This window comes from Micromonospora sp. NPDC048040 (genome assembly GCF_055587185.1).
The window spans coordinates 323,693-349,586 of record NZ_JBVJGT010000002.1; the positions used below are offsets into that span (position 1 = coordinate 323,693).

Here is a 25,894-nt window from a genome sequence, read left to right on the forward strand (position 1 = left end):
GGTCGGCCCGCGTGGGGTTTCGGGGGGGGAGCCCACCCGCTCCGGGCGGTCAGGCTTGATCCCTCCGCGCGGGCTCCCCCCGAAACCCTCTTCGGCCAGGTCCGCGGGAGGGGGTCGGGCTCAGGTGTACTGCCCGGGGAGGGGCGGCTCGGGTGTGCTGGCCTGAGACGGGTCTACTACCAGGGGTAGGATTGCGGCGTGACTCGGCTTGGTGATCTCGAACGTGCGGTGATGGACGTGCTGTGGGACTCGGTCCCCGTCACGTCGGACGGGATCACCGTGCGCGAGGTGGCCGACGCGCTGGACGGCCGCGAGCTGGCGTACACCACGGTGATGACCGTGCTGGACCGGCTGGCCGGCAAGGGCATGGTGCAGCGCGAGCGGGAGGGGCGGGCCTGGCGCTACCGGGCCGCCGCCAGCCGCGAGGCGCACATCGCCCAGCTCATGCTCGACGCCCTGGACCTCGGCGGCAGCCGGGACGCCGCGCTGGTGCGCTTCGCCCACTCGGTGACCGGCACCGAGGCCGAGGTGCTGCGCGCCGCACTGGCCGCCGAGGCCGCCGGCGGCATGCCGGCTGCTCCGGGTGAGCTGACCGACCGGGTCGAGGCGCCGACCGACCGGGTCGTCCGCCCGCCCGTCGCCGACGAGGTCGCGGACCGGTAGGGCGACGGCCGTGGCGTACGCTCTGCACTTCGCCGCGTCGATGCTGGCCTGCCTGCTGACCGCGCAGGTGCTGGCCCGCTCCACCTGGCCGTGGCGCAGCCCCCGGGTCGCGATCATCTGCTGGCAGGCGATCGGGCTGGCGCTCGGCCTCTCCGAGGTGGGCCTGCCGATCGCGGTGGGTCTGGCTCCGTACGACCGGCCGACCGGGAGCGCGCTGCTGGCCCTGGGCGGCGATCTGGTGCACGGCACCCTGCCGCCCGGGCTCGGGGCCGTCCAGCTGAGCCTGGTCGCCTTCGGCTTCGGCATCGGCGCCGTGCTGCTGACCGCGACCGTACGCACCCTGCTCCACACGCTGCGCGCCCAGCGCCGGCACCGGGACCTGCTCGCCCTGGTGGCCCGGAACGATCCGGCGGCGCCCGGCGCGCTCGTGCTCGACCACCCGAGCGCGGCGGCGTACTGCCTGCCGGGGGTGAAACCGCAGGTGGTGGTCAGCGCCGGGGCGCTCAGCCTGCTGGACCGCGCCGAGCTGGCGGCGGTACTCAGCCACGAGCGGGCCCACGCCCAGGAACGGCACGACCTGGTGCTGCTCCCGTTCACCGCGCTCTGCCGGGCGCTGCCCTGGTTCGGCTGGGTGCGCGGGATCCACGAGCGGGTCGCGCTGCTGGTCGAGATGCGCGCCGACGACAAGGCCCGGGAGGCGCACCCCGAGGCGCTGGGCCGCGCGCTGCGCCGGTTCGCCGCAGCCGGAAGTCGGATCACTCCGGCCGGCGCCCTCGGTCTCGGCGACCGTGACCTGGACGTCCGGGTGCAGCGCCTGCTGGTCGCCGACCGGCCGCCCCGGGTGCTCGGCGCCGTCGCCCTGTCGGTGGCCACCACGCTGGCCGTCCTGCCGATCTCGCTCTTCCTCAGCTGACCCGGCGCGTCCGACGCGCCCCTCAACTACTACGCATTGTCGTACTCTTTTCTACGACAATGCGTAGTAGTCATGTGTAGGCAACCTACGTGTAGGCTCACTACGACAAGTGAGCCGACAGTACGGAGAGCCGGCCATGGACACGCTGCTCCTCGCCCGCCTGCAGTTCGCCACCACCACCTCGATCCACTTCCTGTTCGTGGTGGTCACCCTCGGCCTGGTCACCCTGCTCGTGGGGTTGCAGACCACCGCCGTGCTGACCGGCAAGCCGGTCTACGAACGGCTGACCCGCTTCTGGGGCCAGCTCTACGTGATCAACTACGTGCTCGGCATCGCCACCGGCATCGTGATGGAGTTCCAGTTCGGGCTGAACTGGAGCGGCCTGTCGCGCTACGTCGGCAACGTCTTCGGGGCGCCGCTGGCCATCGAGACGCTGGTCGCGTTCTTCCTGGAGTCGACGTTCCTCGGCATGTGGATCTTCGGCTGGCACCGGCTGCGCAAGGGCGTCCACCTCGCCCTGCTCTGGGGCGTCGCGCTCACCGCGTACGCCTCGGCGTTCTGGATCATGGTGGCCAACTCCTGGCTCCAGAACCCGGTCGGATACGAGGTGCGCGACGGCGTCGCCCACCTCACCGACTTCACCGCGCTGCTGACCAACCCCAGCCTCGGCATGGCCTTCGCCCACGTGGTCTCCGCCGCGCTGCTGGTCGGCGGGATGCTGATGGCCGCGGTCAGCGCCTGGCACCTGATCCGGCGCACCCCGGACTACGCGCTGTTCCGCACCTCGCTGCGGATCGGCCTGGTCACCGCGGCGCTGTCGATCAGCATGGTGCAGAGCTTCGGCTTCGCCCAGTTCGGCCCGGTCGGGCAGGTGCAGCCCACCAAGTTCGGCGGGGGCCCCGCGGCGGACGCGCTGGTCGCCGACTGGACCGCGCGGTTCGGCCCCGGCGACTACAGCCCGCCCGTGCTGGCCAGCGTCGGCCTCGGCTTCATGATCCTGATCGGCTTCGGTCTCGGCCTGCTCTGGCTACTGCTCCCCCTGCTCTGGCGGGACTGGGCCGTGCGGCTGCGCTTCCCGCTCTGGATCATCCTGCTCGCCCTGCCGCTGCCGTTCGTCGCGGTGATCCTCGGCTGGATCTCCCGCGAGGTCGGCCGCCAGCCCTGGATCGCGTACGGGCTGCTGCCGGTGGACCGGGCGGTGTCGCCGGTCGACCCGTGGCTGATGCTCGCCTCGCTGATCGGATTCAGCCTGCTGCTCGGCGCCCTCGCCGTCACCAACTGGGTCCTGCTGGCCCGGCACGCCGCCCGGGGCGCGCACGACCCCGCCCTGGGCCGCCCGCCGCAGCAGCCGCCGGCCGACCCCCGCCCCGAGCCCGCCTTCGCCTGAGGAGACGACGTGGAACTCGCCTGGTACGCCCTGCTCGGCCTCTTCTTCGCCACCTACCTGGTGCTCGGCGGCTACGACTACGGCGTCGGCCTGCTGCTCGCCCGGGGCGCCGACCCGGCCCGCCGCCGCGCCGCCCTGAACGCCGTCGGCCCGTTCTTCCTCGGCAACGAGGTCTGGCTGGTGGCCGCCGTCGGCATCCTGTTCGGCGCCTTCCCCGTGCTGGAGGGGGAACTGCTCTCCGGCTTCTACCCGGCCGTGGTCGGCGCGCTGACCGGGGTGATCCTCGTTACGGTCGGCGTGCAACTGCGCAGCCGCCCGGCCGGCCCACGGGCCCGCGCCGGCTGGGACCGGATCGTGGTCGTCGGCAGCCTGCTCGCCGCGCTCGGCTGGGGCGCCCTGCTGGCCGGGCTGCTCCAGGGCGTGCCGCTGCACGCCGACGGGCACGTCGCCGGCGTGACCCACCTGTTCACCCCGTTCGTGGCCGCCACCGGCCTCGCCGTCGTCGCGCTGGTCGCCCTGCACGGTGCGACCTTCCTCACCCTCCGGCTGCCGGCCGCCGAGGCCGCGCCGGTCGGGCGGCTGGCCCGCCGGCTCGTCCCGGTGGCGCTCGTCGCCGTCGGCGCGGCCACCGCGCTCGGCCTGCTCTCCGCCGACGTACGCGCCGCCGCGCGGCAGCCCGCGGTGGGCGTACTGCTGCCGTTTCTGCTGGTGGCGGCGGTGCTGGCGGCCCGGGTGGCGCTCGGCCGGCGGCGACCCGGGCTCGCCTTCGCCGCCACCGGGGCGGCCCTGGCGCTGCCGGTGGCGCTGGTCGGCGCGACCCTCTGGCCCTACGCGCTGGTCTCCACGGTCGACCCCGGCGCGTCCCTGACGGTGGCCGACGCGGCGGCGAGCGCGCCCACGCTGCGGCTGCTGGGCTGGCTGACGGTGCCGCTCCTGCCGGCCCTACTAGGCTTTCAGGCGATGTGCTGGTGGGTTTTCCGGGGACGGACCGACGGCAGGGCACCGGTGTACTGGTGAACCGCCGCCCGTTCGACCCGCGTCTGCTGCGCCGGGTCCCCGCGGCCCGGCGCGACCTCGCCGTGCTCGCGCTGCTCGGCGTGCTGGCCGCGGGGCTGGTCGTCGCGCAGGCCACCGCGCTGGCCGCGCTGCTGGCGACCGGGTTCGACGGGCGGCTGGACCGGCCCGCCCTGGCCGGCTTCGTCGCCGCGGTGGCCGCCCGCTCGCTGCTGGTCTGGGCGCAGGGCACGGTGTCGGCGCGGGTCGCGGCGACGGTCAAGGCGGCGCTGCGCGAGGAGCTGCTGGGGGCGGTCGGGCGGCAGGGCCCCGGCTGGGTCGCCGGCCAGCGCGCCGGGCAGCTCGCCACGCTGGCCGGGCGCGGGCTGGACGCGCTGGACGCCTACTTCACCGGCTACCTGCCGCAGCTCGTGCTGAGCGTCACCGTGCCGGTCGCCGTGCTGGTGCGGGTCTTCGTCGCCGACTGGAGCTCGGCGCTGATCATCGCGGCCACCCTGCCACTGATCCCGATCTTCGGCGCGCTGCTCGGCTGGCAGGCGCAGGCCGCCACCGAGCGGCAGTGGCGGCGGCTCTCCCTGCTCGGCGGGCACTTCCTCGACATGGTCGCCGGGCTGCCCACGCTGCGCGCGTTCGGCCGGGCCCGGGCGCAGACCGACGCCGTCCGCCGGATGGCCGACGGGCACCGGGTGGCGACCATGAAGACGCTGCGGATCGCGTTCCTCTCCGCCCTGGTGCTGGAACTGGTCGCCACCCTCTCGGTGGCGCTGGTCGCCGTGCCGGTGGGCGTACGGCTGCTCGGCGGCGGCCTGACCCTGCAGACCGCGCTGCTGGTGCTGCTGCTCACGCCGGAGGCGTACCTGCCGCTGCGAGCGGCCGGCAGCCGGTTCCACGCCAGCATGGAGGGCCTGACCGCGCTGGACGAGGCACTCACCCTCTCGGCCGCCGCCCCCTCGCCGGTCGCACCCGGCGGGGGCGCGGCGACGCCGGACGGCCGGGGCGAGATCCGGTTCGAGTCGGTGACCGTCGCGTACGAGCGGACCACCGCGCTGCGCGACGTCACGCTGACCATCCGGCCGGGCGAACGCGTCGCGGTCGTCGGCCCGAGCGGCGCCGGCAAGAGCACGCTGCTCGGCCTGTTGCTCGGCTTCGTGGCCCCGACCGCCGGCCGGGTCACCGTCGGCGGCGTGGACCTGGCCGGCACGGACCTGGACGCCTGGCGCCGCCAGGTCGCCTGGGTGCCGCAGCGGGCCCACCTCTTCGCCGCCTCGCTGGCCGACAACATCCGGCTCGGCGCCCCCGACACCCCGGACGCGGCCCTCGCCACCGCCGTGCGCGACGCCGCCCTGGACGACGTGGTCGCCGGGCTGCCCGACGGGCTCGCCACCGTGCTCGGCGAGCGCGGGCACGGCCTGTCCAGCGGGCAGCGGCAGCGGGTCGCGCTGGCCCGCGCGTTCCTGCGGGACGCCCCGGTGGTGCTGCTCGACGAGCCGACCGCCCGGCTGGACACCGCGAGCGAGGCCGTCGTCCTCGACGCCACCCGTCGGCTGGTGGCCGGGCGGACGGCCCTGCTGGTGGCGCACCGGCCGGCGCTGCTCGCCGACGCGGACCGGATCCTGCGGATCGAGGACGGCCGGGTCACGGAGCTGACCCCGGCGGCGGCCGGGGAGGCGACCCGATGACCGACGAGCCGATGCCGCCCGGCGACTCCGCCGAGACCCGCGCCCGCTCCCCCGAGCGGACCGTGCTGCGACTGGCCCGGCCGTACCTGAACCGGCTGCTCGGCGCGGGGCTGCTCGCCGCCGCCACCGAGTTCGCCGGCCTCGCCCTGATGGCCACCGCGACCTGGCTCCTGATGAGCGCCGCCGGCCGGCCCCCACTGGACCGCCTCACCGTGGCGATCGTCGCGGTCCGGGCGCTGGCGGTCGGCCGGGGGGTGCTCCGCTACACCGAGCGGCTCGCCGGGCACGACGCCGTGCTGCGGCTGATCACCGACGTCCGCGCCCGGGTGTTCGCCAGCCTCGCCGCCCGGCCGACGCTCCGGCAGCGCTCGGGCGACGCCCTGAGCCGGCTCGTCTCGGACGTGGAGGCGGTTCAGGACCTGCTGCTGCGGGTGCTGGTGCCGGCCTCGGCGGCGGCCCTGGTCAGCCTGGTCGCGGTCGGCGGGGCGGCGCTCGTCTCGCCGGCCGCCGCCGGGGCGCTCGCCGTCGGGCTGCTGGTCGCCGGGGTCGCGCTGCCCGCCCTGGCCACCGCGCTGACCCGGCGCGCCGCCGCCGAACTGGCGCCGCTGCGCGGCGCGCTCGCCACCGACGCGGTCGACCTCACCCACGGCGCCGCCGACCTGGCCGCGTTCGGCGCCACCGGGCACGCGCTGGACGCGGCCGGGGAACGCGCGCGGCGCCTGGCCCGGCTGGAGCGGCGGCTCGCCGCCACCGGGTTCGCCGTCGACGCGGCCGGGGTGCTGGTGGCCGGGCTGACCGCCGGCGCGGTGGTGCTCGCCGCCCTGGCGGCGGACGTGGACGGGGTGCTGGTCGGCGTACTGGCGGTCGGCACGCTCGCCGCCGTCGAGATCGCGCTGGCGCTGGTCGGGGCCGCCCGGCAGTGGACCCAGCTCCGCACCGGCCTGACCCGGGTGGCCGCCCTGCTGGAGCAGGCGGACGAGGCGCCCACGTCCGACGGGGCGCCGGTCGGCCCCGGGCCGTACGACGTGCGGTTCGAGGAGCTGACCGTGCGCTACCGGGAGGGCGCCGCGCCCGCCCTGGACGGGCTCGACCTGGAGCTGCCGCCCGGCCGCCGGGTGGCCGTGGTCGGGCCGAGCGGCGCCGGCAAGAGCACCCTCGCCGCCGTCCTCACCGGCTCCGTAAGCCCCGAGCGCGGGCGGGTCACCCTGGACGGGCGGGACCTGTCGACGTACCGGGCCGGGGAGCTGCCCCGCGCGGTCGGCGGGCTGCTCGCCGAGGCGTACGTCTTCCACGCCACCGTGCGGGACAACCTGCTGCTCGGGCGGCCCGACGCCGACGAGGACGAACTGGCGGCGGCGACCGCGGCGGCCGGGCTGCTGGACTGGGTGCGCGCGCAGCCGGACGGCTGGGACACCGTGGTCGGCGAGGAGGGCGGTCAGCTCTCCGGCGGCCAACGGCAGCGGCTCGCGCTGGCCCGGGCGCTGCTCGCCGCGCCGGGCGTGCTGGTGCTCGACGAGCCGACCGAGGGGCTCGACCCCGCCGCCGCCGACGCGGTGCTCGCCTCCGCGCTGGCGGCCACCCCGGCCGGGCACTCCGTGCTGCTGATCAGCCACCGGCTCAGCGGGCTGGCCGACCTCGACGAGATCGTGGTGCTGGACGCCGGCCGGGTGGCCCAGCGCGGCCGGCACGCGGATCTCGTCGCGGCCCCCGGCTGGTACCGGGACCAGTGGCTGCTCCAGGAGGCCGCCGAACGCGGGTACCTGGCGCTGCGCCCCTGAGCCCGGCCCGCTCCTCCCCGGCCCCCACCTCCGGGTCGGGCCAGGGTTGCCCCGGACGCCGCCCAGCGGCCATCCGTGGCAGGGTGGTGCCATGCGGTGCGACGACGCGACCATGGTGGAGGAGCGGCTGCGGGAGCTGGACGCGCGCCTGCGCGGGCCGCGCCGGCTGAAGTCCGGCCTGCTGACCGAGGCGCGGCACGGCCTGCTGGACGCCGTCGACGCGTACCGGGAGGACGGGCTGCCAGCGGCGGAGGCCCAGCGCCGGGCGGTGGCCGAGTTCGGCTCCGCGGCGCTGCTCGCCCCGGCCTACCAGGCGGAGCTGGCGGTGGGCGCGCTGCGCGGGCTGTCGCTGCGGGTGCTCGGGCTGGCCGCGCTCGCGTTCGTCGCCGGCGACCTCACCTGGCGGGGGGCGAGCTGGAGCGACGGGCCCCGCCCGCCGGCCGGCTACCAGTTGCTGTCGGCCTCGGTGAACTGGATCTGGGCCGCCGCGTTCGTGCTGGCGGCGGTCGGGCTGCTGCTGGCCGGGGCCGGCCGGTGGGCGCTGCGCGGCAACGGCGCGATCGGCCGGGCGGTGGGCGCGGCGCTGACCGGGGTCCTCGCCCTCGGCGTGCTGGCCGGCGCGGCCCTCTTCGCGTGGTCGATCGGGCTGTGGGAGGGCGCGCTCACCTGGCCGCCGATGCTCGTCGGAGCCGTGGCGGCCGCCGCCGGCTACGTGTGGCTCGGCCGGGCCGCCCGCACCTGGCTGCTCGCCGCCCGCTGACCCCGCGGGCCGGCCGCCCCGCAGAGGTGCCCACGGATCGCGGTGCCGGCCGTCGGCGGGCCGGGCGGGGCGTCGTCAGGCGGGCGCGGTGGGTGGGGCGTCGGTGTCGAGGAACCGGCCGACGGTGCTGCTGAACTCGCGCCACCCGGACCGCTCCCCGGCCAGCGCCCGCCGCCCCGCGTCGGTGAGCTGGTAGGTCCGCCGCTCGCGCCCGTTGACGGTGCTCCAGGTGCTGGCCACGTGGCCGGCCCGCTCCAGACGGCGCAGCGCCGGGTAGATGGTGCCGGTGGGCAGGTCGAGCTGGCCGTCGCTGCGGTTCCGCAGCGCCTCGATGATCGCGTAGCCGTGCATCGAGCCCTGCTCAAGCACGGCGAGCAGCAGCGCGTCGAGGTGTCCGTGCAGCGCCTGGGCCTTCATGCGTAGAGAGGCTACTTGTTGGCGGGCCGCTCCGCCACCGGGGTGCGGCCACGGTCACCCGGAGTCGCCCACTAGGGTATGTGCCCAGAGTCACTCGTCGGCGGCGCACGCCGGCGGGTGGGCAACCCGAAGCACACGGAGGTCAGCGTGGCCCGCCAGTCGCCCCAACGGCCCGACGCCGACGAGCCCGAGCTCGACGACGTGGACGACACGGCCGAGTCCGACACCGCAACCGTCTCGGCCGAGGCCGCCCGCGCCCTCTGGGACGAGCTGCGGATCGACCCGGTGGAGATCGCGCTGCCCGCCGGCACCGGCTACACGCTCCGGGCGTACCGGCCGGCGCGGGAACTGACCCCCACCGACGTCGCCGAGCGCGACCAGGACGACCCGTTCCTGGCCCGCCGCCAGGTCGTCGAGGAGGACGAGGACGACGAGACGGTCGTCATCCTCGACGAGGAGGTCGCCCAGGAGTTCGCCGAGAGCGACGAGGAGGACGGCAAGGCCCGCCGCGACACGGCCGACGACGAGGACGCCGAGGCGGTCGCCGAGACCGAGGACGAGGCGGGCGACGAGGAGGTCCCGGTCTTCCTCAGCCACCGCGGCAAGCTGCTGCTGTTCAAGACGCCCGAGTCGCTGGTCAGCTTCATCCGTTCCGGCGCGCCCAACGACCTGTCCCAACTGGACAGTTGGGGCGAGCTGTCCGAACGGGTGGAGCCGGCCGACATCGCGCCGCTGGACGAGGACATCTACGAGCTCGACCTGGTGGTGGAGAACCTCCGCGGCGGGCACGACACCTGGGACCCGACGCTGCTCATCGAGGCCGGCGAGGTGGCCCGTGACCTGGCGTACGCTCTGCGCCTGCCCGCGGTGCTGGACATGCTCTCCGCCGGTTCCAGCCTGGACGACCTGGACGAGGCGCTGCGTGCCACGGTCGACGGCGGCGTCGGTGGGTTCTTCGGCCGTCGGCGGCTGAAGAAAATCGGGGCACAAACCGCAAGTCTGGGTTGGCGCACCATTGTCGGCAAGATCTCTGCGGTCGTGGACTGGCGCGACTGACCCTTTACGGGGAGCATCAGTCTCTGGCAGAGAAAGCCTTGTGTCCCGGGAGGAGGACGACGCCGTGGCGCTCGTGCGCGTGTACTGCGGTCTGGCCTCGGCGGATCCGGCCGACCGACCGGCTTCGGCCGGTTCGGCGCTGACGTCCGCTGTGGTCGACGACGCAGGCCGTCTGCTGCATGTCTGCGAGATCGGCGACGACCCGGCTGGCTACGCCCAGCTGGTCGCGCTGCTCGTGGAGCGGTCGGGCGGGCCGAGCGGTGCGGCGATCGCCGCCGACAGCGACGACCACACGGTCACCTCGCTGCTCAGCGCCGCGGGTCGCCCCCTGGCGATCGCCGACGACGACTCCGTCGACGACTTCGCCGAGCGGTTCGCCGACGACGACTCCCTGGAGGAGATGCAGTCGCCCCCGGCCGAGCGGCGCGCCGTCGGCCTGGCCCGCGCCCTGCAGGCCGGCGCGCTCTCCGCCGTCACCCTCCCGACCCCCCGGGACCTCGCCGGATACAAGCAGGTGCTCGCCGCGCACGCCGCGCTGGCCAGCGGGCGGCACTCCGCCGCCGTCGCGCTGCGCGAGGTGCTCCGCGAGCTCTACCCGGCCGCGTTACGCGCGTACCCGGACCCGGCCGAGCCGGTCTCGCTGGCCGTCCTGGACGCGCTGCCCGAGCCGGGCATGCTCAGCGGCCGCGAGGTTCCGGTCGCTGCCGACGCGATCGCGGCGCGGCTCGCGGCCGACGGGGTCGCGGGCGCCGAGGAGCTCACCGACGCTGTGACCGCCCTGCGGGTCGCCATCAGCGAGACGCCGCGGCGCGCCACGGTCAACCGCGTCCTCACCTCCGCCGTGGCGGAGACCGTGCGGCAGGCCGTCGCCTCCGTCCGGGCGTGCGACGCCGGCTGCGAGGCCCTGGTCGGCGCGCTCAACGCCCGCACGGGCACGCCCGCCGCGTCGGCCCCCGGACGTCGGGCCGCGGCCCGACGCGGCGAGCCGGTCGGCGACCTGCCCGGCCTCGCCCCCACCGGAGCGGGCCCGCGTCCCGCCCGGGTGACGGAGCCCGAGTCGGCCCCGTCCGGCGGTCGCCGGAGCCGGCCGGAACCCGTTTCCGGCGCGACGCCGCCCCCGGCGCCGCGGCCACTCGGCCCGCCGCCGGTCGCCCCGGCGCCCGTCGCGCCGCCGCCGGTCGCCCCGGCGCCGGTGACCCCGGCCGCGGTGGCCGGTCCGCCCGTCTCCGCGCCGCCCTCGCGGCCGGCCTCGGCGCCGAGCCGGATCGACGGCCCGACCAACCGCCCGGTCTCCGCGCCGCCGCCCCCGCCGCCCGGCATCACCCCGATCGCCCCGGCACAGCGCGGCGCCGTGCCCCCGGCCGAGGCCGGGGAGCCGTTCCGGCCCACGCTGACCACCGCGGCGATCCAGAGCGCCCGCGCCGAGCGGCAGCGCACAGTGATCCCGCCCCGGCCCAAGACCACCGGCGAGCCCCCCGCGCCCACGGGCGGCTTCAGCGCCACCGACCACAGCGTGCCCGTGCCCACGCCGCGGCCCGACCAGGAGTCCGCTCCCCCCGGGTCCCGGGCCAACTGGCCACTGGTCAACAACCCGGAGGACCCGTCCGACAGCCCGGCCAAGAACCCGGTCGCCGGCCCCTACCGCGACCGGGGCGGAAGCGGCATCGACGCGCCGACCGACCCGGGCGCCGAGCGTCGGGTCACCCCGCCCTGGCTCGCCGACGACCTGCCCCAGGAACCGCCGATGCTGCGCCTGGTCGAGCCGCCGCCGCTGGCCGACCGCGCGCTGCGTGGCGGGCCGGGCCAGGCCGCGGACCCGGAGACGCCGCCGCTGCGGCTGGTCGACCGCGAGGAGCCCGGACGCAACGGCCGCCCGGCCGCCCGCGCCGAGCGCCCGGTGGCCGAGCATCGACCGGCGCCACCCGTGGAGCGGCGGCCCCCGCCGGTCTCCGACGAGGGCGACGGCGACCTGCTGATCTTCGCCCAGGCGAAGTCCGCCTGGTTCGTCGGGCACGCCGAGGAGTCCGACCTGGACTGGTCCACCACGGCCGACACCGGCTGGCAGGCGGCCGAGCAGGCCGCCCGCCCGGCGGTCGGCGCGGAGACAGCGGCCGGGCTGCCCAGGCGGGTCCCGCAGGCCAACCTCGTCCCCGGGTCCCCGTTGCGGGACGAGCGTCCGCTGCGGATCGTCCGGGACGCGGCGAGCCTCGCCGAGAACACCACCGGCTACTTCCGCGGCTGGCGCCGCGGGCAGGAGATCGGCGGGTTCGCGGTCGGCGGCCGACCCGGCCGGGAGGCCGCCGGGGGCTGGGACTTCAGCCGCGACACCGGCGACCGCGACGACGACCGGGAATACGAGTACCGCTCCGCCGGCTACCGCTCCTGAGTGGACAAACCACCTTCCACCTGCGTGTTCCTGCCCACACCCGGATAATTTGACGCCGGGTCGCGGCGGCCGGGAGCATACCCGGCGGAACAGCCGGCGGCAGGGGTCGCCGGGGTGGGAAGGCGACTCGTGGCGACATCAGCAACCAACCCCTCCGTGCTCACCCGTCGCGGCCTGCTGGCCGCGACGGCGGGCAGCCTGCTGCTCAGCGCCTGCGGGCGCGGCGATGCCGGCGAGGGGGATCCCGTCAGGACGGCCGCGCCGGGCGGTCACGAGCTGCTGATCGGGGCCAGCCTGGAGCTGACCGGGCCCGGTGCGGCACTTGGCGTACTCCAGCAGCGGGCGTTGGACATCACCGCCGAGGCGCTCAACGACAAGGGCGTGCCGGTCGGCAACCTGCGCCGCACCGTACGACTGGAGGTGCGGGACAACGCCGGCGATCCCCGGCTGGCGGCCCGGCAGGCCACCGAGCTGGCCCGCGACACCGGCGTGCACGCCCTGCTCGGCGGCACCATGGCCGAGACCTCGATCGCCCTCGCCGAGGTGGCGCAGCAGCAGCGGGTGCCGTTCCTCTCGCTCGGCTTCGGCGACGGCATCGTGCTGCCGCTGCCGCAGCGGACGTACGTCTACAAGCTCACCCCGGACGCCGGTGACATGGCCCGGCGGCTGGCCCGGCTGGTCGCCTCGCAGCGGCTGCGCCGGGTGGCGGTGCTGGCCGCGCACGGGCTGCACGGCGACTCGGGCGTACGGGCCATGACCGGGGCCCTGCGGACGGCCGGGATGGAGCCGGCGGCCAGCATCCGGCTGCCCCGCACCGGCGAGGACTTCCGTCGTGCCGCCCGCTCGACGGCCGCCGCCCGCCCGGACGGCGTGGTGGTCTGGGCGACCGCCCCGGATTCCGCCGCCGCCGTCGGGGCGCTGCGCCGGGCCCGTTACGACGGGCCGGTTTTCCTCGACGCGGGCGCGGTCGCCGAGGAGACCCTGGAGGGCGCCAACGCCTCCCTGATGGAGGGCGCGTACGCGGTCCACCCGGTCTCGCTGGGCGGGGCCATGCTCGCCAACACCACCATGTCGGCGCTGCAACGCAAGGACTTCGTCTACCGCTACGTGCAGCTGCACGGCGGGTTCAGCGGCTTCGCCCCGTACGCGTCCGACGCCGTGCAGCTGATCGCCGACGCGGCCCGGCTCTCCACCAGCGTCGACCGTGGACGGCTGCGGGCGTTCCTGCAGAACCAGGTCACCGAGGGGATGGTGGGGATGTACTCCTTCACCCCCATCCGGCACGGCGGCATGGACCAGGGGTCACTGGGCCTCTACACCGTCAGCTCGGGCGCCTGGACCCGGGTGTCCTGACGTCCGCCCACGCCGGCCCGACCCGGACGCGGGCAGCGACGAGCGCCCGATGACGGCCGAAGCCGCCGCCGGGCGCTCGTCGAAGCGATCAGGCCGGGGCGACGGCGCGCGAGCGCCGCATGGTGAGCACGTACTCGACCAGCGAGATCAGCACGTGCTTCGTCGACTCCCGGTTCCGGGCGTCACAGGCCACCACCGGCACGTCGCTCGAGATCGCGAGCGCGTCCCGGACGTCCTGCGGGTCGTGGTACTGCATCCCGTCGAAGCAGTTGATGGCCACCAGGTACGGCAGCCGCCGGTGCTCGAAGAAGTCGATCGCCGCGAAGCAGTCGGCCAGCCGGCGGGTGTCCACCAGCACGACCGCGCCGATCGCGCCGCGCACCAGCTCGTCCCACATGAACCAGAACCGGGTCTGACCCGGCGTACCGAACAGGTACAGGATCAGATCGCGGTCGATCGAGATACGACCGAAGTCCATCGCCACCGTGGTCGTCGTCTTGCCCGGCACCTGCCGGGTGTCGTCGACGCCCACGCCGGCGGAGGTCATGATCGCCTCGGTCGTCAGCGGCGTGATCTCCGAGACCGAGCCGACCAGCGTCGTCTTGCCGACGCCGAATCCACCGGCGATAACGATCTTCGCCGACGTCACGCGCCCGCTCGGGGCCGGCGGCCGGTGCGACATGTCAGAGCCTGCGAAGTCCACTCAGCACCCTCTCCAGCAGTTCAGTGCCCACCGCGTCGTCCGAGTCGTCCAGAATGGTCGGCTCGTGGACCGCGACCAGGCCGTCCGTCGCCATGTCGGCGATGAGCACCCGGGCCACACCGAGCGGGAGCTGCATCCGCGCCGCGATCTCGGCGAGCGACTGCACACGTCCGTCACACAGCGCGGCGATGTACTGGTGCTCGCGGCCCTGGCCGCCGTTGCCATTGGCAGCGGCCCGGCCGCGCACCGTCGTCTCGACGAGCGCCTCCAGCGCGATGTCGAGACGGGGGCGGGTACGACCGCGGGTCACGGCGTATGGACGGACCAACGCCCCGGTCGGTTCGTCACGATCGGCCATGTCGCCGCTCACCTCCTTCGCACCCGGCACCGGCTCCGGATGGAGCCCGTCGTTGTCGTTGTCGCCCCGCCGACCTCACCGGTCAGCAGTTCGTCAGCCCAGCATGCCCGCGGCCGCACGCGGCTGCGGGGTCAACGCGTCGCCCACCCGGTCGACCAGCAGGGCCATCTCGTAGCCGACCTGCCCGACGTCGCAGCTGCGGGCGGCGAGCACCGCGAACGACGAGCCGTCCGAGATGGACATCAGGAACAGGAAGCCGTTGTCCATCTCGACCACCGTCTGCAGCACCGCGCCCCCCTCGAAGCAGCGGGCCGCGCCCTGGGTGAGGCTGACCAGGCCGGACGCGATCGCGGCCAACTGGTCGGCCCGGTCACGCGGGAGATCCCGAGACGACGCGAGGAGCAGGCCGTCCGCGGAGACGGCGACCGCGTGCGCGACGCCGGGCACCCGGTCCGCGAAGTTGGCCAGCAGCCAACCGAGATCCTGCGTAGTTGTCATCCTTCTTGCTCCTTCTGCCTGCTCCCGGCCACCGGGCCTGAGCCAGACTGCGAGGATTGCTGCCCTCCCGGAGTCGCCTCCGGGTTGGTCGGGTTGCTGTCCGACGGGTGCGTACGCCCCCGCTGCACGCCCCGGTGGTATGCCGAGAGCAGGCCACGGACACCCTCCGGCGTGCGCCGCTGCACGGAGGTGGTGGGCTTCTCCACCGCGCCCGGCACCAACTGTGCCATGGGGGTGCGCTTGGGCAGCCCCGTCGAGGTGGTCGCCGCCACCGGCACCTCGGTCGCCGCCGAAGCCGCGCGCCACCCGTCGTCGGCGGCGGTCTGCCAGCCGCTGCCCTGCTGCTGCGAGGGCCGGCGATGACCGAAACTGTCGGCGACACCGGGGCGGGCAGCCCCGTTGACCGTCGATCCGTTCTCGCGCGGCGCTCCTCCGGCCGTCGGCTTCTCTGCCATCGGTGCGTTACCTGTCCCGAGTGGTGTCTGCTGCGGGCCCGGACCGCCGGCGTCGACCCGGGCGAACTGCTGGGTCGCGGCGCCGTTGGCCGCCGTCTTCGCGGCGGGCGCTGCCGCCTCCTCCGGGCCCGGCCGACGGGTCCGGAACCAGGCCGACTCGAGCTCCCGGAAGATCGGCAGCTCCATCGTCTCGTCCGCGTACCGCTGCCGGTTCTGGGCCTGCTGCGGGGCGGTCGGCCGGGCCGGCGCGGCGACCGGCTCCGGAGCCTGGGCCTGGGCCTGGGCCTGGGCGGTCGGGTGCTCCGCGCCGGGGCGGGGCAGCCGCGGCAGCTCGGTGGTCATGTCCAGCGCGGCGGCGAGGCGCTCGGGCACCGGCGGGGTCACGGCGTCACGCTCCGCCCCGGCGACCGGCGGCCAGGCCGGCGGTGCCGGCGTGGCCGGGCCCTGCGCGCCGGGAACCGGGCGCTGCGGCAGCGAGCCGCTCGGCGGCGCCGAGACCGGCGGGCCGGAGAACGGCGCGGCCGAGACCGGGTGGCCGGAGACCGGCGACGCCGAGACCGGCATGCCGGAGACCGGCGGGCTGGACACCGGGGGCGCGGAGTAGGGAATCGGCGGGGTCGACACCGGCGGGCCCGCGTAGGGCACCGGCGGCGCGGAGATCGGCGGGACCGGCGGAGCCGAGTAGGGCCGGGCCTCGGGGCTGCTGGGGAGCTGCCGCGGGACGGCGGACTGCTGGCCGGTCGCGTCCGGGTCGTCGCTGGACCGCCGCTGCGGCAGCGGATCGATCGGCTGGCCGTTGGAGGTGCGCGGCCGGAATGCCTCGCCGTTGGTGGTGCCGCTGGCGCCGGTCAGGTCGGACCAGGCCGGCATGGACCGCGTCCCACCCGTCGAGGCCGACGTGCCGGCCCCGTTGCGCGGCGCCGGGTCGAACGGCCGGCCGCCCAGGGTGACCTGGTTGCCGGACTCGCCGGGGCGCTGGGTCGGCGTCGGGTTGGCCGGGCGGCTGCCGAGCGCCGGCAGCGCGCCGAACGCCGGGGCGGGGCCGGACGACGGCCCGCCGAACGCCGGGGCGGGGCCGGAGGACGGCCCGCCGAACGCCGGGCCGGACGACGGGGCGCCGGAGGCGGGCAGGGCGGGCGACGACTGCACGCGGCCGGAGAGGGCCCGGGGCACGAGCACCGACGTGGGCATGACCACCTCGGCGACGGTGCCCCGGTCGGTGCCGGGACGCAGCTCGACCTTGACGCCGTGGCGGGACGCCAGCCGGGCGACCACGACCAGGCCCATCATCCGCGAGACCGCCACGTCCACCTGCGGCGGCGTGGCGAGACGCTCGTTGAGCTCGTTGAGCTGCTCGGGGCTGATGCCGATGCCCCGGTCCTCGACGTAGAGCGACGCGCGGTCGCCGACCCGGCGGGCCTCGACCATGACGTGCGAGTCCGGCGGCGAGAACGCGGTGGCGTTGTCGAACAGCTCGGCGACCAGGTGCACCATGTCGTTGACGGCGTGCGCGGCGACCTCGATGTCCCGGTCGATCACCCCGAACTCGATCCGGGTGTAGTGCTCGACCTCGGACTGGGCGGCCCGGAGCACGTCGATCAGCGCGGCCGGCTCGCGCTGCACGCGGGTGGAGTCGGCGCCGGCGAGCACCAGCAGGTTCTCGTCGTTGCGGCGCATCCGGGTGGCCAGGTGGTCGAGCTGGAACAGCTCGGCCAGCCGGTCCGGGTCCTCCTCGCCGCGCTCCAGCCGGTCCAGGTGACCGATCAGGCGGTCGACCAGGATCTGCGACCGGCGGGCCAGGTTGACGAACATCGTGGCGACGGACGCGCGCAGCGCGGCCTGCTCGGCGGCGGTACGGACCGCCTCCAGGTGCACCGCGTTGAACGCCTCCGTCACCTGGCCGAACTCGTCCTTGCTGCGCACCGGCAGCGGCTCGGCGATCTGGTTGGCGAGCTGCACCGGGGAGAGCTGGCCGGTGACCTGGGGGTCACGCAGCCGGGCCACCGCCTGGGGCAGGCCGTACTGGGCGATCGAGAGGGCGCCCTGCCGCAGGTCGCGCAGCGAGCGGGCCATCGAGCGGGCGACCAGGTAGGCGAAGAGGATGGCCAGCAGCAGCATGCTGAGCAGCAGGCCGGTCTCCAGGAACACCTGGCGCTGCACGTCCGAGCGCAGGTCGTCGGCGACCGCGACGACGTCGCCGTCGATCTTCGACTCGACCGTGCGGATGAGCTTGGCGTTGGCCACCATGGCCGCGTCCCACTCGTCCGCGTCGAACGGCGCGCCGGTCAGGGTGTCGGCGGTGGTGATGCCGTTGAGCCAGCTGTTGTAGGTGTTCGCCTCGCGCAGGTCGGGGCCGGCGACCACCTGCGCGTAGTACTCCTGCTCGGACTGGGAGGCCACCACCCGGAAGCTCTGCAGCCACTGGCTGGAGCCGGTGCTGGCGGCGATGTACTCGTTGCGCAGGTTCGGCGTGAGCCGCTGCTGGATGAACGCGCGGTGCACCACGTCCCGGCGGCGGGACAGGAACTCCTTGTTCCGGGCGGTGGCGGTCGCGGCGCGCATCTGGTCGCTCAGCTCGTTGTCGCCGGCGAGCTGGGTGGCCGAGTCGCGGACGCTCAGCAGGTTGTCGATCAGGCCGTCGTACGCCTGCATCGCGGGGACGAGCCCGAGCTTGCCGTTGAAGACCTGACTGCGGGTGCCGGAAAGGTCGGTCAGGGTCTGGTCGATCTCGCGGAGCAGGGTCTCGAGGTTGGCCGGGAGGTCCTCGACCTTGCCCCGCTGCTGGGAGTACGGCCCCCATGCCTTGTCGACCCGGCCGTTGGCCTCCTCGTACGCCTGCTTGAAGCGGGCCGCGTCCTGCCCCTTCGGCACGCCCAGCAGGCGCAGCGCGTTGGTCCGTTCGTCCTGGAGCGTGTCGACCAGGTCACCCGAGTAGCCGACGAGATTGGCCAGGTCACCCGCGCGGTTGGCATTGTTGAGGGTCTCCAGGTGGTCCACCAGACCGCTGGTGCCCACGACGACCGTGGCGATGGTCGGCACGATCATGATGAGACCGAGCTTGGACCAGATCGGCATGTCGCGGAGCCGACCGGCCGGCCGGCGCAGCCGCGACAGGAAGGAGCCCGCCGTCTTTGGCCGTTTGCTCACGTCACCGCCCTCGCGATTATGCGTCCGCGTCGCCCTCGGGCAACGCCCAGCGGCCGACCCGGCGGGTCGGACCATCCGAGATTCCATCACGCTACCCCTCAAAGAGAAAGCCCAGGTTGGCCGTCACTCGAGGTGTGATGAGATGTTGATGCAATTTGATCGCAGTCCGTCTGGCCGGAGTCACTGAAGGTAATGGATCACCCCCACCGCGTTGTCCTGCTCGCCGGCCCTTCCGGCTCGGGAAAGTCGTACATAGCGCAGCGAACTGGCCTCCCGGTGCTATGCCTGGACGACTTCTACAAGGACGGCGACGACCCTACGTTGCCGCGACGCGACGGCCTGGTCGACTGGGAGTCACCCCGGTCCTGGGACGCCGAAGCCGCCGTGGAAACGATTGCCCGACTGGCCAGGGAGGGCAAGGCCGATGTGCCGGTTTATGCGATCGGTGAGGACCGCCGCGTGTCCACCCGGCCATTCGACATAGCTGGTTCGCCACTCTTCGTTGCCGAAGGGATTTTCGCTGCCGACATCGTCGAGGAGTGCCGCCGGCGGGGGCTGCTCGCCGGGGCGTACGCCCTGCGCCGGCCGCGCGGCGCGACCTTCGTGCGCCGGCTGGCCCGCGACCTCGCCGAACAGCGCAAGGCACCCCGGGTGCTGGTGCGCCGGGGGCTGACGCTGCTGCGCAGCGAGCCGGCCGTGCTGCGCCGGCAGACCGGCCTCGGCGCGGAGGCCGCCCGGGCGGGCGAGGTGTTGCGCCGGGTGGCCGGCCTGCTCGCCGGCCACCCGCACCGCCCCTGACGCCGGCCGCGCGGCCCGCGCTCAGCCCAGCAGCTTGGCGTACGCCGGCTTGATCACCTCGTCGATGATCTTCAGCCGCTCGTCGAACGGGATGAAGGCGCTCTTCATCGCGTTGATGGTGAACCACTGGAGTTCCTTCCAGCCGTAGCCGAAGGCGTCCGCCAGCAGGGCCATCTCCCGCGACATCGAGGTGCCGCTCATCAGCCGGTTGTCGGTGTTCACCGTCACCCGGAAGCGCAGGTCCCGCAGCAGCCCGATCGGGTGGTCGGCGATCGAGGCGGCGGCGCCGGTCTGCACGTTCGACGACGGGCACAGCTCCAGCGGGATCCGCTTGTCCCGCACGTACGCGGCCAGCCGGCCGAGCACCGGCTCCGGGCCGGGGGTGATGTCGTCCACGATCCGCACCCCGTGACCGAGCCGGTCCGCCCCGCACCACTGGATCGCCTGCCAGATCGACGGCAGGCCGAACGCCTCACCGGCGTGGATGGTGAAGTGGAAGTTCTCCCGCTGGAGGTACTCGAAGGCGTCCAGGTGCCGGGTGGGCGGGAAGCCGGCCTCGGCGCCGGCGATGTCGAAGCCGACCACCCCGGCGTCCCGGTGCCGGACGGCCAACTCGGCGATCTCCTGCGACCGGGCGGCGTGCCGCATGGCGGTGAGCAGGGTGCCGACCCGGATGGGGGTGCCCGCCTCGGCGGCCAGCGCGCTGCCCTCGACGAAGCCGGCCAGCACCGCCTCCACCACCTCGTCCAGGGTCAGGTCCCGTTCCAGGTGCTGCTCGGGGGCGAACCGCACCTCGGCGTAGACCACCCCGTCGGCGGCCAGGTCCTGCGCGCACTCCCGGGCCACCCGGCGCAGCGCCGGCGCGGTCTGCATGACGGCGACGGTGTGCGCGAACGTCTCCAGGTAGCGCTCCAGGGAGCCGGAGTTGGCCGCCTCGACGAACCACCGGCCGAGCGCCTCGGGGTCGGTGGTGGGCAGCTCGTGGCCTGCCTCGGCGGCCAGCTCGACGATTGTCGCCGGCCGCAGGCCGCCGTCGAGGTGATCGTGCAGCAGCGCCTTCGGGACCTTGACGATGTCCTCGTAACGGATTGTCGCGACCATGCCCAGACCCTAGTCGGCCCCGCCCTCCCGGCCCACGCTGCCGTACTCGCAGAGCCGGACCGAGAGGCCCCGGACCGCGCCGGCGACCGGCGGGGGTCGGGGTCACGCGCCCCGGGAGGCCGCCCGTGCCACGCCGGCCCGACCGGGGCGACGTCGCGTCGGTCAGGGGCGCCAGCCGTAGAGCCGGTCGACGGTGAGCCGGAGCACCAGCCGGCCGTCGGCGACCATCGCCGCCCGGTAGTCGGCCCAGTCGGGGTGCTCGCCGCGGATCCGCCGGTAGACCTCGACCAGCTCCTCGACGGTGGCGTCGTCGGGCGCCGCCGCCGGCGGGGTGAGCGCGGCCATCCCCTCCGCCACGGCGTACGCCCCGCCGTCGACCGTGGTGACGTGGAAGCTGACCCGGGGGTCGCGGCGCAGGTTGCGCACCTTGGCCCGGCCGGCGGTGGTGGAGCACCGGATCAGGCCGGGCTCGGCCAGGTAGTCGACGTTGGAGAGCTGCGGTCGGCCGTCCCGGCGCAGGGTGACCAGCACGCCCCGGCCGCGTTCGCCGAACAGCTCCCACAGGCGGGCGGTCACGCCGACACCCGCAGCGGAGCGAGGGCGGCGGTGAGCCGGGCGACCTTGGTGAACCAGTCGCTTGGCCGGCGGCCCACCCGGCCGGATCGAGGGCTGGCGACGATGACGTTCAGACGGCCGAACAGCACGAGGCCGGTCAGCAGCCGGACCAGCCGGCCGGGCAATTTGGTTGACATGTCACGCACCCTAGGAGCGGGTTGATGACATGTCAACCAGATGGCTACGATGACGGCATGGAGCAACCACGCTGGCTCGACGACCGGGAGCAGCGCGCCTGGCGGGGCTACCGGCGGATGCGCCGCCTGCTCGACCTGGAGCTGGCCCGCGAGCTCGCGCGGGACGCGGGCCTGTCCGAGCCGGACTACGACGTCCTGTCCGACCTCTCGGAGACCCCCGACCAGCGGCTGCGGCTCAGCGAGCTGGCCGACCGGATGCTCTGGTCCCGCAGCCGGCTCTCCCACCACCTCACCCGCATGCGGCAGCGCGGCCTGGTCACCCGCGAGGAGTGCACGACGGACGGCCGGGGCGCGGTCGTCGCGCTCACCCCCGAGGGCCGGCGCGCGATCGAGGCCGCCGCCCCGGGCCACGTGGCGGCCGTCCGCCGGCACCTCATCGACCTGCTGACCCCCGACGAGGTCGACGCGCTGGACGCGCTGACCCACCGCGTGGTCGACCACCTGACCGGGATGGACCGGGCCCGACGGTGAACCGATGGTGGTGCAGGCACCACCATCCGACCGGCGTGCGCGCACCATCGAAGTGACCCGTCCGGCTGCCTAGCGTCACTGGCGTCACCAGAAGCCGAGACGGGGAGAGTTGCACGTGTTCACGACATTGGCCACGGCGGTGGTCCGGCGTCCGGGGCGGGTGATCGCCGGCTGGCTGCTCGCCATCGCCGCGCTGACCGCCGCCACCTTCGCCGTCTACGGGCCGGAGGGGCCTCGGCCCGCCGACAGCCAGGCCGAGTTCCTGCCCGACCGGTACGAGTCCGCGCGGGCCGCCGCGATCGGATCCCGGATCTTCCCCGAACCACCGGGCAGCAGCGCGGTGCTGGTCGTCCGACGGGCCGACGGGGCGGCGCTGACCGCCGACGACAGCGCCCGGATCGACCGGCTGCCGCAGCAACTGCGGGTCGTCGGCGTCACCGGGGTGACCGCCGGCGCGACCGCCCCGGACGGGCGGCTACGCCTGGCCGAGGCACGCCTGCCCGACGCCGCGCACGCGGAGACGACCGTCCAGACGGTCAAGCGGCTGCGGGCGGCCACCGACGACGCGCTGGCGGGAACCGGCCTGGTCGGTGGCTGGACCGGGCAGGCCGCCGGCGCGGCCGACAGCTTCCTGCTCGACATGATCGTCCACGGCGCCATGATGCTGGTGATCCTGGTCCTGCTGCTGGTCGTCTTCCGCAGCCCGGCGATCGCGCTGCTCAACCTGTTCCTCGTGCTGCTGGTCGCGCAGGCCGCCGCCGGGCTGCTCGCCCTGGGCGGGAAGGTCTTCGGATACGCCCTGGACGCCTCCACCACGGGCCTGCTTCCGGTCGTGCTGCTCGGCATCGGCACCGACTACGCCGTCTTCCTGCTCTTCCGCTACCGGGAACGTCTCCGGGCCGGCGACGACCGCCGTACCGCGATGGTCCACGCGGCCAGCCGGATCGGCGGGGTGGTCACCGTGTCCGCGCTGGTCGTGGCGGTGGCGTTCGGCGCGCTGGTGCTCTCCCGGCTCGCGTCCTTCCAGGTGCTCGGCCCGGCGCTGGCCGTCGCCGTCCTGCTCATGGTGGCCGCCGCGCTGACCCTGTTCCCCGCGGTCTACTCACTGCTCGGCCGCCGGGCCTGGTGGCCGGCGAAGCTGGTCGCGCCGGGTGCCGGGTCGACGCCGGGCCACGGCGGCGACGAGGCGACCGGGCGGTCGGCCCGGACCGCCCGTCTGGTCGCCCGCCGGCCGGCCCGGGTCACGCTGGCCACGGTGGCCGCCCTCCTGCTGCTCGGTCTCGGCGCGCTGCAGGTCCGGCCCAGCTACGAACTCGACACGCTGCCACCCGGCTCCGAGTCGGCCCGGGCGCTGGAGTGGCTCCACTCGGGCCTGCCCGCCGGGACGCTCTCCCCGACGGTCGTGTACCTCACCGGCGCCGGGGTGGACGCGGCCACCGCCGAACGGTTCGCCGCGCGCCTCGCCGAGGTGCCGATCGTGGCGGCCCCGGGCGGGGTCGAGATCGAGGGGGACGTGGCCCGGGTGCGGCTGCTGCTCACCGAGCCCCCGTACTCGCAGCGGGCGATGGACGCGGTGGAGAACCAGCTACGCCCGGCCGCGCACGCCGCCGCACCGCCCGGCACCCGGGCGTACGTCGGTGGGGAGACCGCCACCTTCGCCGACATCCGGACCGTGCTCGACGAGGACCTCCGGCTGATCTTCCCGGTGGCCGCCGGGCTGATCGGGCTGCTCCTGCTGCTGATGCTGCGCGGCCTGCTCGCCTCGCTGGGCCTGCTCGCGGCGGTCGCGCTCGGGTTCGCCGCCACCCTCGGCACCAGCGTGCTGGTGTTCCAGGTCATCGGCGGCCAGTCGGGGCTCAACTTCCAACTGCCGCTGGTCGTGTTCCTCTTCGTCACCGCGATCGGGACCGACTACAACATCCTGATGATCGCCCGGTTCCGGGAGGAACTGCGCGCGGGACGGCCGGCCCGTCAGGCCGCCGCGGAGGCGGTACGCCGGGCCGGCCCGGCGGTCGCCGCCGCCGGGGTCATCCTGGCCGGCAGCTTCGGGGTGCTCGTGGTGTCGCCGATGCTGGCCCAGATCGGGCTCGCCGTCGCGGTCGGCGTGCTGATCTCGACGTTCGGGCTCTCCTGGCTCCTGGTGCCGGCGCTGGCCGCGCTCACCGGTCGGGCCGCCTTCTGGCCGGCGCGTACCCGCCCCGTGCCCGGCCCCGCTCCCCTGCCGGGCGTCACGCCGGAGGCCGAGCCGGTAACCGCGCCGGCGGGGGACGCCGCGCCGGCTGGGACAATGGCCCGATGAGTGGGGTGCGGCGGGCATGGCGGGAGCTGCACCAGTTGGCCGTCGGGGCGGGGCTGGCCGGGGCGGGCATCGGGCTCGCGCTGGCCACGCTCCTCACCGCCGGGCTCAGCCTGCTCGGTGTCGGCCTGCCCCTGCTCGACCGCACCCTCGCCGGCACCCGGACGCTGCTGGACCGGCAGCGCCGCCGGGTGCCGGGCCCACCGGTCCGGTCCCCGTACCGGCCGGTGACCGGCGGGCTGGCGGCCCGGTTGCGGACGGCGGCCGGGGATCCGGCCACCTATCGGGACCTGGCGTTCCTGTTCGCCCACTTCTGTCTCGCCCCGGTCGCCGTGGTGCTGGCCGTGGGGCTCTGGCTCGGCGTCGCGCAGGGCCTCGCCCTGCCGCTGATCCACACGGTGGCGCCCGGCGCGATCGACAACTTCCTCGGCCTGCCGATCGACTCGCTGCGCAACGCCGCGCTGGCCGTGGTGCTCGCGCTGCTGGTGGGGGTCGGGGCGTACTGGCTGCCCCGGGGGCTGCTCCACCTGGAGCACCGGCTGACCCGGGCACTGCTCGCGCCGACCGCCCGGGCGGCCCTCGCCGAGCGGGTGGAGGAGCTGGCCGACACCCGCGCCCAGACCGTCGACGCCCAGGCGGCCGAGCTGCGCCGGATCGAGCGCGACCTGCACGACGGCGCGCAGGCGCGGCTGGTCGCGATGGCGATGAACCTCGGCCTCGCCGAGGAACTGCTGGCCCGGGACCCGGAGGCGGCCCGGGGGCTGGTCACCGAGGCCCGCTCCGCCGCCGGCACCGCCCTGTCCGAGCTGCGCGACGTCGTACGCGGCATCCACCCGCCGGTGCTGGCGGACCGGGGGCTCGCCGGCGGCGTCGCCGCCCTCGCCCTCGGCGCGGCCCTCCCGGTCGACCTGGACGTCGACCTGCCCGAGCGGCTGGCGCCCCCGCTGGAGTCGGCGCTCTACTTCACCGTCGCCGAGCTGATCACCAACGCCGCCCGGCACAGCGGCGCGGCCCGGGTGGCGGTGCGGCTGCACCGGGTCGACGGCACGGTCCGGCTGACCGTCTCCGACGACGGTCGGGGCGGCGCCGACCCGGCGCGGGGCACGGGTCTGGCCGGCATCCGGCGGCGGCTCGCGGTCTTCGACGGCCGGGTGCGGATCAGCTCCCCGGACGGTGGGCCTACCGTGGTCGACGTGGAGCTGCCGTGCGCATCGTGATCGCCGAGGACCTGGTGCTGCTGCGCGACGGGCTGATCCGGCTCTTCACCGCGTACGGCGACGAGGTGGTGGCCGCCGTGGAGACCGGCGACGACCTGCTCGCCGCCCTGCTGGAGCACCGCCCCGACGTAGCCGTGGTGGACGTCCGGCTGCCGCCCGGGCACACCGACGAGGGGCTGCGGGCGGCGCTGGCCGCCCGCGCCCGGGTGCCCGGCCTGCCGGTGCTGGTCCTCTCCCAGTACGTCGAGCAGCTCTACGCCCGGGAGCTGCTCTCCGACGGCGCGGGCGCGGTGGGCTACCTGCTCAAGGACCGGGTGGCCGACGTGGCGCAGTTCGTCGCCGCGGTGCACCGGGTGGCCGGGGGCGGCATGGCGATGGACCCCGAGGTGGTCTCGCAGCTGCTCGCCCGGCCGGCCCACGCCGCGCCGCTGGGCCGGCTCACCCCGCGCGAGCACGAGGTGCTGGCGCTGATGGCCGAGGGACGCTCCAACGGCGCGATCGCGCAGCGCCTGGTGGTCACCGAGAAGGCGGTCAGCAAACACATCAACTCGATCTTCACGAAGCTCGACCTGCGCGACTGCGACGACGACCACCGGCGGGTACGCGCGGTGCTGACGTACCTGGACGCCTGA

23 protein-coding genes are annotated in these 25,894 nt (G+C 75.3%); 15 read left to right on the top strand and 8 right to left on the bottom strand.

Going from position 1 to position 25,894, the window contains the following annotated elements; all coding sequences use genetic code 11:
• Window positions 1–198 precede the first annotated feature (198 nt).
• The 7 genes from ACZ6O2_RS03775 to ACZ6O2_RS03805 all read left to right on the top strand — a co-directional run bounded on the left by ACZ6O2_RS03775 (window position 199) and on the right by ACZ6O2_RS03805 (window position 8,194).
• The gene (locus ACZ6O2_RS03775; RefSeq protein WP_350703530.1) at window positions 199–663 is read left to right on the top strand and encodes a BlaI/MecI/CopY family transcriptional regulator; all 465 of its coding nucleotides are present in this window, start codon (window positions 199–201) and stop codon (window positions 661–663) included.
• A gap of 10 nt (window positions 664–673) precedes the next feature.
• Window positions 674–1,576, top strand: a complete 903-nt coding sequence (locus ACZ6O2_RS03780) for a M56 family metallopeptidase (RefSeq protein ID WP_466021905.1) — start codon at window positions 674–676, stop codon at window positions 1,574–1,576.
• Window positions 1,577–1,712: 136 nt separating this feature from the next.
• The gene (locus ACZ6O2_RS03785) at window positions 1,713–2,963 is read left to right on the top strand and encodes a cytochrome ubiquinol oxidase subunit I (protein WP_466021906.1); all 1,251 of its coding nucleotides are present in this window, start codon (window positions 1,713–1,715) and stop codon (window positions 2,961–2,963) included.
• A gap of 9 nt (window positions 2,964–2,972) precedes the next feature.
• Window positions 2,973–3,980: a cytochrome d ubiquinol oxidase subunit II gene (gene cydB, locus ACZ6O2_RS03790; protein ID WP_466021907.1), complete on the top strand. Its 1,008-nt coding sequence runs from the start codon at window positions 2,973–2,975 to the stop codon at window positions 3,978–3,980.
• The gene (cydD, locus tag ACZ6O2_RS03795) at window positions 3,977–5,656 is read left to right on the top strand and encodes a thiol reductant ABC exporter subunit CydD (protein WP_350703537.1); all 1,680 of its coding nucleotides are present in this window, start codon (window positions 3,977–3,979) and stop codon (window positions 5,654–5,656) included. The genes cydB and cydD overlap by 4 nt, the downstream gene beginning before the upstream one ends.
• On the top strand, window positions 5,653–7,434 hold the full coding sequence (gene cydC / locus ACZ6O2_RS03800; RefSeq protein WP_466021908.1) for a thiol reductant ABC exporter subunit CydC: 1,782 nt from the start codon (window positions 5,653–5,655) through the stop codon (window positions 7,432–7,434). The genes cydD and cydC overlap by 4 nt, the downstream gene beginning before the upstream one ends.
• 91 nt (window positions 7,435–7,525) lie before the next feature.
• The gene (locus tag ACZ6O2_RS03805; protein ID WP_350703541.1) at window positions 7,526–8,194 is read left to right on the top strand and encodes a permease prefix domain 1-containing protein; all 669 of its coding nucleotides are present in this window, start codon (window positions 7,526–7,528) and stop codon (window positions 8,192–8,194) included.
• Window positions 8,195–8,269: 75 nt separating this feature from the next.
• Here ACZ6O2_RS03805 and ACZ6O2_RS03810 read toward each other — a convergent pair whose 3' ends face one another.
• Window positions 8,270–8,611 carry a PadR family transcriptional regulator gene (locus tag ACZ6O2_RS03810; RefSeq protein ID WP_350703543.1) on the bottom strand — a complete coding sequence of 114 codons (342 nt, stop codon included), beginning with the start codon at window positions 8,609–8,611 and terminating at the stop codon, window positions 8,270–8,272.
• A 117-nt stretch (window positions 8,612–8,728) separates the two neighbouring features.
• Between ACZ6O2_RS03810 and ACZ6O2_RS03815 the strand changes: the two genes are divergently transcribed.
• The 3 genes from ACZ6O2_RS03815 (at window position 8,729) to ACZ6O2_RS03825 (ending at window position 13,406) form a co-directional block, all read left to right on the top strand.
• Complete coding sequence (locus tag ACZ6O2_RS03815) at window positions 8,729–9,667, top strand: DNA primase (protein WP_466021909.1); 939 nt, start codon at window positions 8,729–8,731, stop codon at window positions 9,665–9,667.
• A gap of 40 nt (window positions 9,668–9,707) precedes the next feature.
• Window positions 9,708–12,053: a transposase gene (locus ACZ6O2_RS03820; RefSeq protein WP_466021910.1), complete on the top strand. Its 2,346-nt coding sequence runs from the start codon at window positions 9,708–9,710 to the stop codon at window positions 12,051–12,053.
• A 129-nt stretch (window positions 12,054–12,182) separates the two neighbouring features.
• Window positions 12,183–13,406: an ABC transporter substrate-binding protein gene (locus tag ACZ6O2_RS03825; RefSeq protein ID WP_466021911.1), complete on the top strand. Its 1,224-nt coding sequence runs from the start codon at window positions 12,183–12,185 to the stop codon at window positions 13,404–13,406.
• A gap of 88 nt (window positions 13,407–13,494) precedes the next feature.
• Here the strand turns inward: ACZ6O2_RS03825 and ACZ6O2_RS03830 are convergent, their stop codons facing one another.
• From ACZ6O2_RS03830 to ACZ6O2_RS03845, 4 genes are all read right to left on the bottom strand, one after another.
• A complete protein-coding gene (locus ACZ6O2_RS03830; protein ID WP_091260490.1) occupies window positions 13,495–14,088 on the bottom strand; it encodes a GTP-binding protein in 594 nt (197 codons plus the stop codon).
• 1 nt (window position 14,089) lies between these two features.
• Window positions 14,090–14,467, bottom strand: a complete 378-nt coding sequence (locus ACZ6O2_RS03835; protein ID WP_030329021.1) for a DUF742 domain-containing protein — start codon at window positions 14,465–14,467, stop codon at window positions 14,090–14,092.
• Window positions 14,468–14,560: 93 nt separating this feature from the next.
• On the bottom strand, window positions 14,561–14,965 hold the full coding sequence (locus ACZ6O2_RS03840; RefSeq protein WP_067370442.1) for a roadblock/LC7 domain-containing protein: 405 nt from the start codon (window positions 14,963–14,965) through the stop codon (window positions 14,561–14,563).
• Entirely contained in the window at window positions 14,962–18,567 is a 3,606-nt protein-coding gene (locus tag ACZ6O2_RS03845; protein WP_466021912.1) for a sensor histidine kinase, read from the bottom strand. The genes ACZ6O2_RS03840 and ACZ6O2_RS03845 overlap by 4 nt, the downstream gene beginning before the upstream one ends.
• Before the next feature lie 192 nt (window positions 18,568–18,759).
• Here ACZ6O2_RS03845 and ACZ6O2_RS03850 point away from each other — a divergent pair, with 192 nt between their 5' ends.
• Window positions 18,760–19,365, top strand: coding sequence for a uridine kinase family protein (locus tag ACZ6O2_RS03850; protein WP_357457336.1), 606 nt, complete (start codon window positions 18,760–18,762; stop codon window positions 19,363–19,365).
• Window positions 19,366–19,386: 21 nt separating this feature from the next.
• On the opposite strand, the gene ACZ6O2_RS03855 is transcribed toward ACZ6O2_RS03850, so the two are convergent.
• From ACZ6O2_RS03855 to ACZ6O2_RS03865, 3 genes are all read right to left on the bottom strand, one after another.
• On the bottom strand, window positions 19,387–20,466 hold the full coding sequence (locus ACZ6O2_RS03855; RefSeq protein ID WP_466021913.1) for an adenosine deaminase: 1,080 nt from the start codon (window positions 20,464–20,466) through the stop codon (window positions 19,387–19,389).
• A gap of 162 nt (window positions 20,467–20,628) precedes the next feature.
• Complete coding sequence (locus ACZ6O2_RS03860) at window positions 20,629–21,042, bottom strand: PPOX class F420-dependent oxidoreductase (protein ID WP_466021914.1); 414 nt, start codon at window positions 21,040–21,042, stop codon at window positions 20,629–20,631.
• Window positions 21,039–21,218 (bottom strand): hypothetical protein, encoded by a 180-nt coding sequence (locus tag ACZ6O2_RS03865; protein ID WP_350712083.1) that lies wholly within the window; start codon window positions 21,216–21,218, stop codon window positions 21,039–21,041. Before ACZ6O2_RS03865 ends, ACZ6O2_RS03860 begins: the two co-directional genes overlap by 4 nt.
• A gap of 57 nt (window positions 21,219–21,275) precedes the next feature.
• On the opposite strand from ACZ6O2_RS03865, the gene ACZ6O2_RS03870 reads away from it, so the two are divergent.
• The 4 genes from ACZ6O2_RS03870 (at window position 21,276) to ACZ6O2_RS03885 (ending at window position 25,894) form a co-directional block, all read left to right on the top strand.
• A complete protein-coding gene (locus ACZ6O2_RS03870; protein ID WP_466021915.1) occupies window positions 21,276–21,749 on the top strand; it encodes a MarR family winged helix-turn-helix transcriptional regulator in 474 nt (157 codons plus the stop codon).
• Window positions 21,750–21,864: 115 nt separating this feature from the next.
• Entirely contained in the window at window positions 21,865–24,048 is a 2,184-nt protein-coding gene (locus ACZ6O2_RS03875; RefSeq protein WP_466021916.1) for an MMPL family transporter, read from the top strand.
• A complete protein-coding gene (locus ACZ6O2_RS03880) occupies window positions 24,045–25,262 on the top strand; it encodes a sensor histidine kinase (protein WP_466021917.1) in 1,218 nt (405 codons plus the stop codon). Before ACZ6O2_RS03875 ends, ACZ6O2_RS03880 begins: the two co-directional genes overlap by 4 nt.
• Window positions 25,250–25,894, top strand: coding sequence for a response regulator transcription factor (locus ACZ6O2_RS03885; protein ID WP_350712079.1), 645 nt, complete (start codon window positions 25,250–25,252; stop codon window positions 25,892–25,894). Before ACZ6O2_RS03880 ends, ACZ6O2_RS03885 begins: the two co-directional genes overlap by 13 nt.

Coding starts and splice junctions, on each gene's coding strand:
- ACZ6O2_RS03785 (WP_466021906.1), top strand. CDS start 1,713: ATGGACACGCTGCTCCTCGCCCGCCTGCAGTTCGCCACCACCACCTCG.
- cydC (WP_466021908.1), top strand. CDS start 5,653: ATGACCGACGAGCCGATGCCGCCCGGCGACTCCGCCGAGACCCGCGCC.
- ACZ6O2_RS03805 (WP_350703541.1), top strand. CDS start 7,526: ATGCGGTGCGACGACGCGACCATGGTGGAGGAGCGGCTGCGGGAGCTG.
- ACZ6O2_RS03810 (WP_350703543.1), bottom strand. CDS start 8,611: ATGAAGGCCCAGGCGCTGCACGGACACCTCGACGCGCTGCTGCTCGCC.
- ACZ6O2_RS03830 (WP_091260490.1), bottom strand. CDS start 14,088: ATGTCGCACCGGCCGCCGGCCCCGAGCGGGCGCGTGACGTCGGCGAAG.
- ACZ6O2_RS03835 (WP_030329021.1), bottom strand. CDS start 14,467: ATGGCCGATCGTGACGAACCGACCGGGGCGTTGGTCCGTCCATACGCC.
- ACZ6O2_RS03840 (WP_067370442.1), bottom strand. CDS start 14,965: ATGACAACTACGCAGGATCTCGGTTGGCTGCTGGCCAACTTCGCGGAC.
- ACZ6O2_RS03850 (WP_357457336.1), top strand. CDS start 18,760: ATGGATCACCCCCACCGCGTTGTCCTGCTCGCCGGCCCTTCCGGCTCG.
- ACZ6O2_RS03855 (WP_466021913.1), bottom strand. CDS start 20,466: ATGGTCGCGACAATCCGTTACGAGGACATCGTCAAGGTCCCGAAGGCG.
- ACZ6O2_RS03865 (WP_350712083.1), bottom strand. CDS start 21,218: ATGTCAACCAAATTGCCCGGCCGGCTGGTCCGGCTGCTGACCGGCCTC.
- ACZ6O2_RS03870 (WP_466021915.1), top strand. CDS start 21,276: ATGGAGCAACCACGCTGGCTCGACGACCGGGAGCAGCGCGCCTGGCGG.
- ACZ6O2_RS03880 (WP_466021917.1), top strand. CDS start 24,045: ATGAGTGGGGTGCGGCGGGCATGGCGGGAGCTGCACCAGTTGGCCGTC.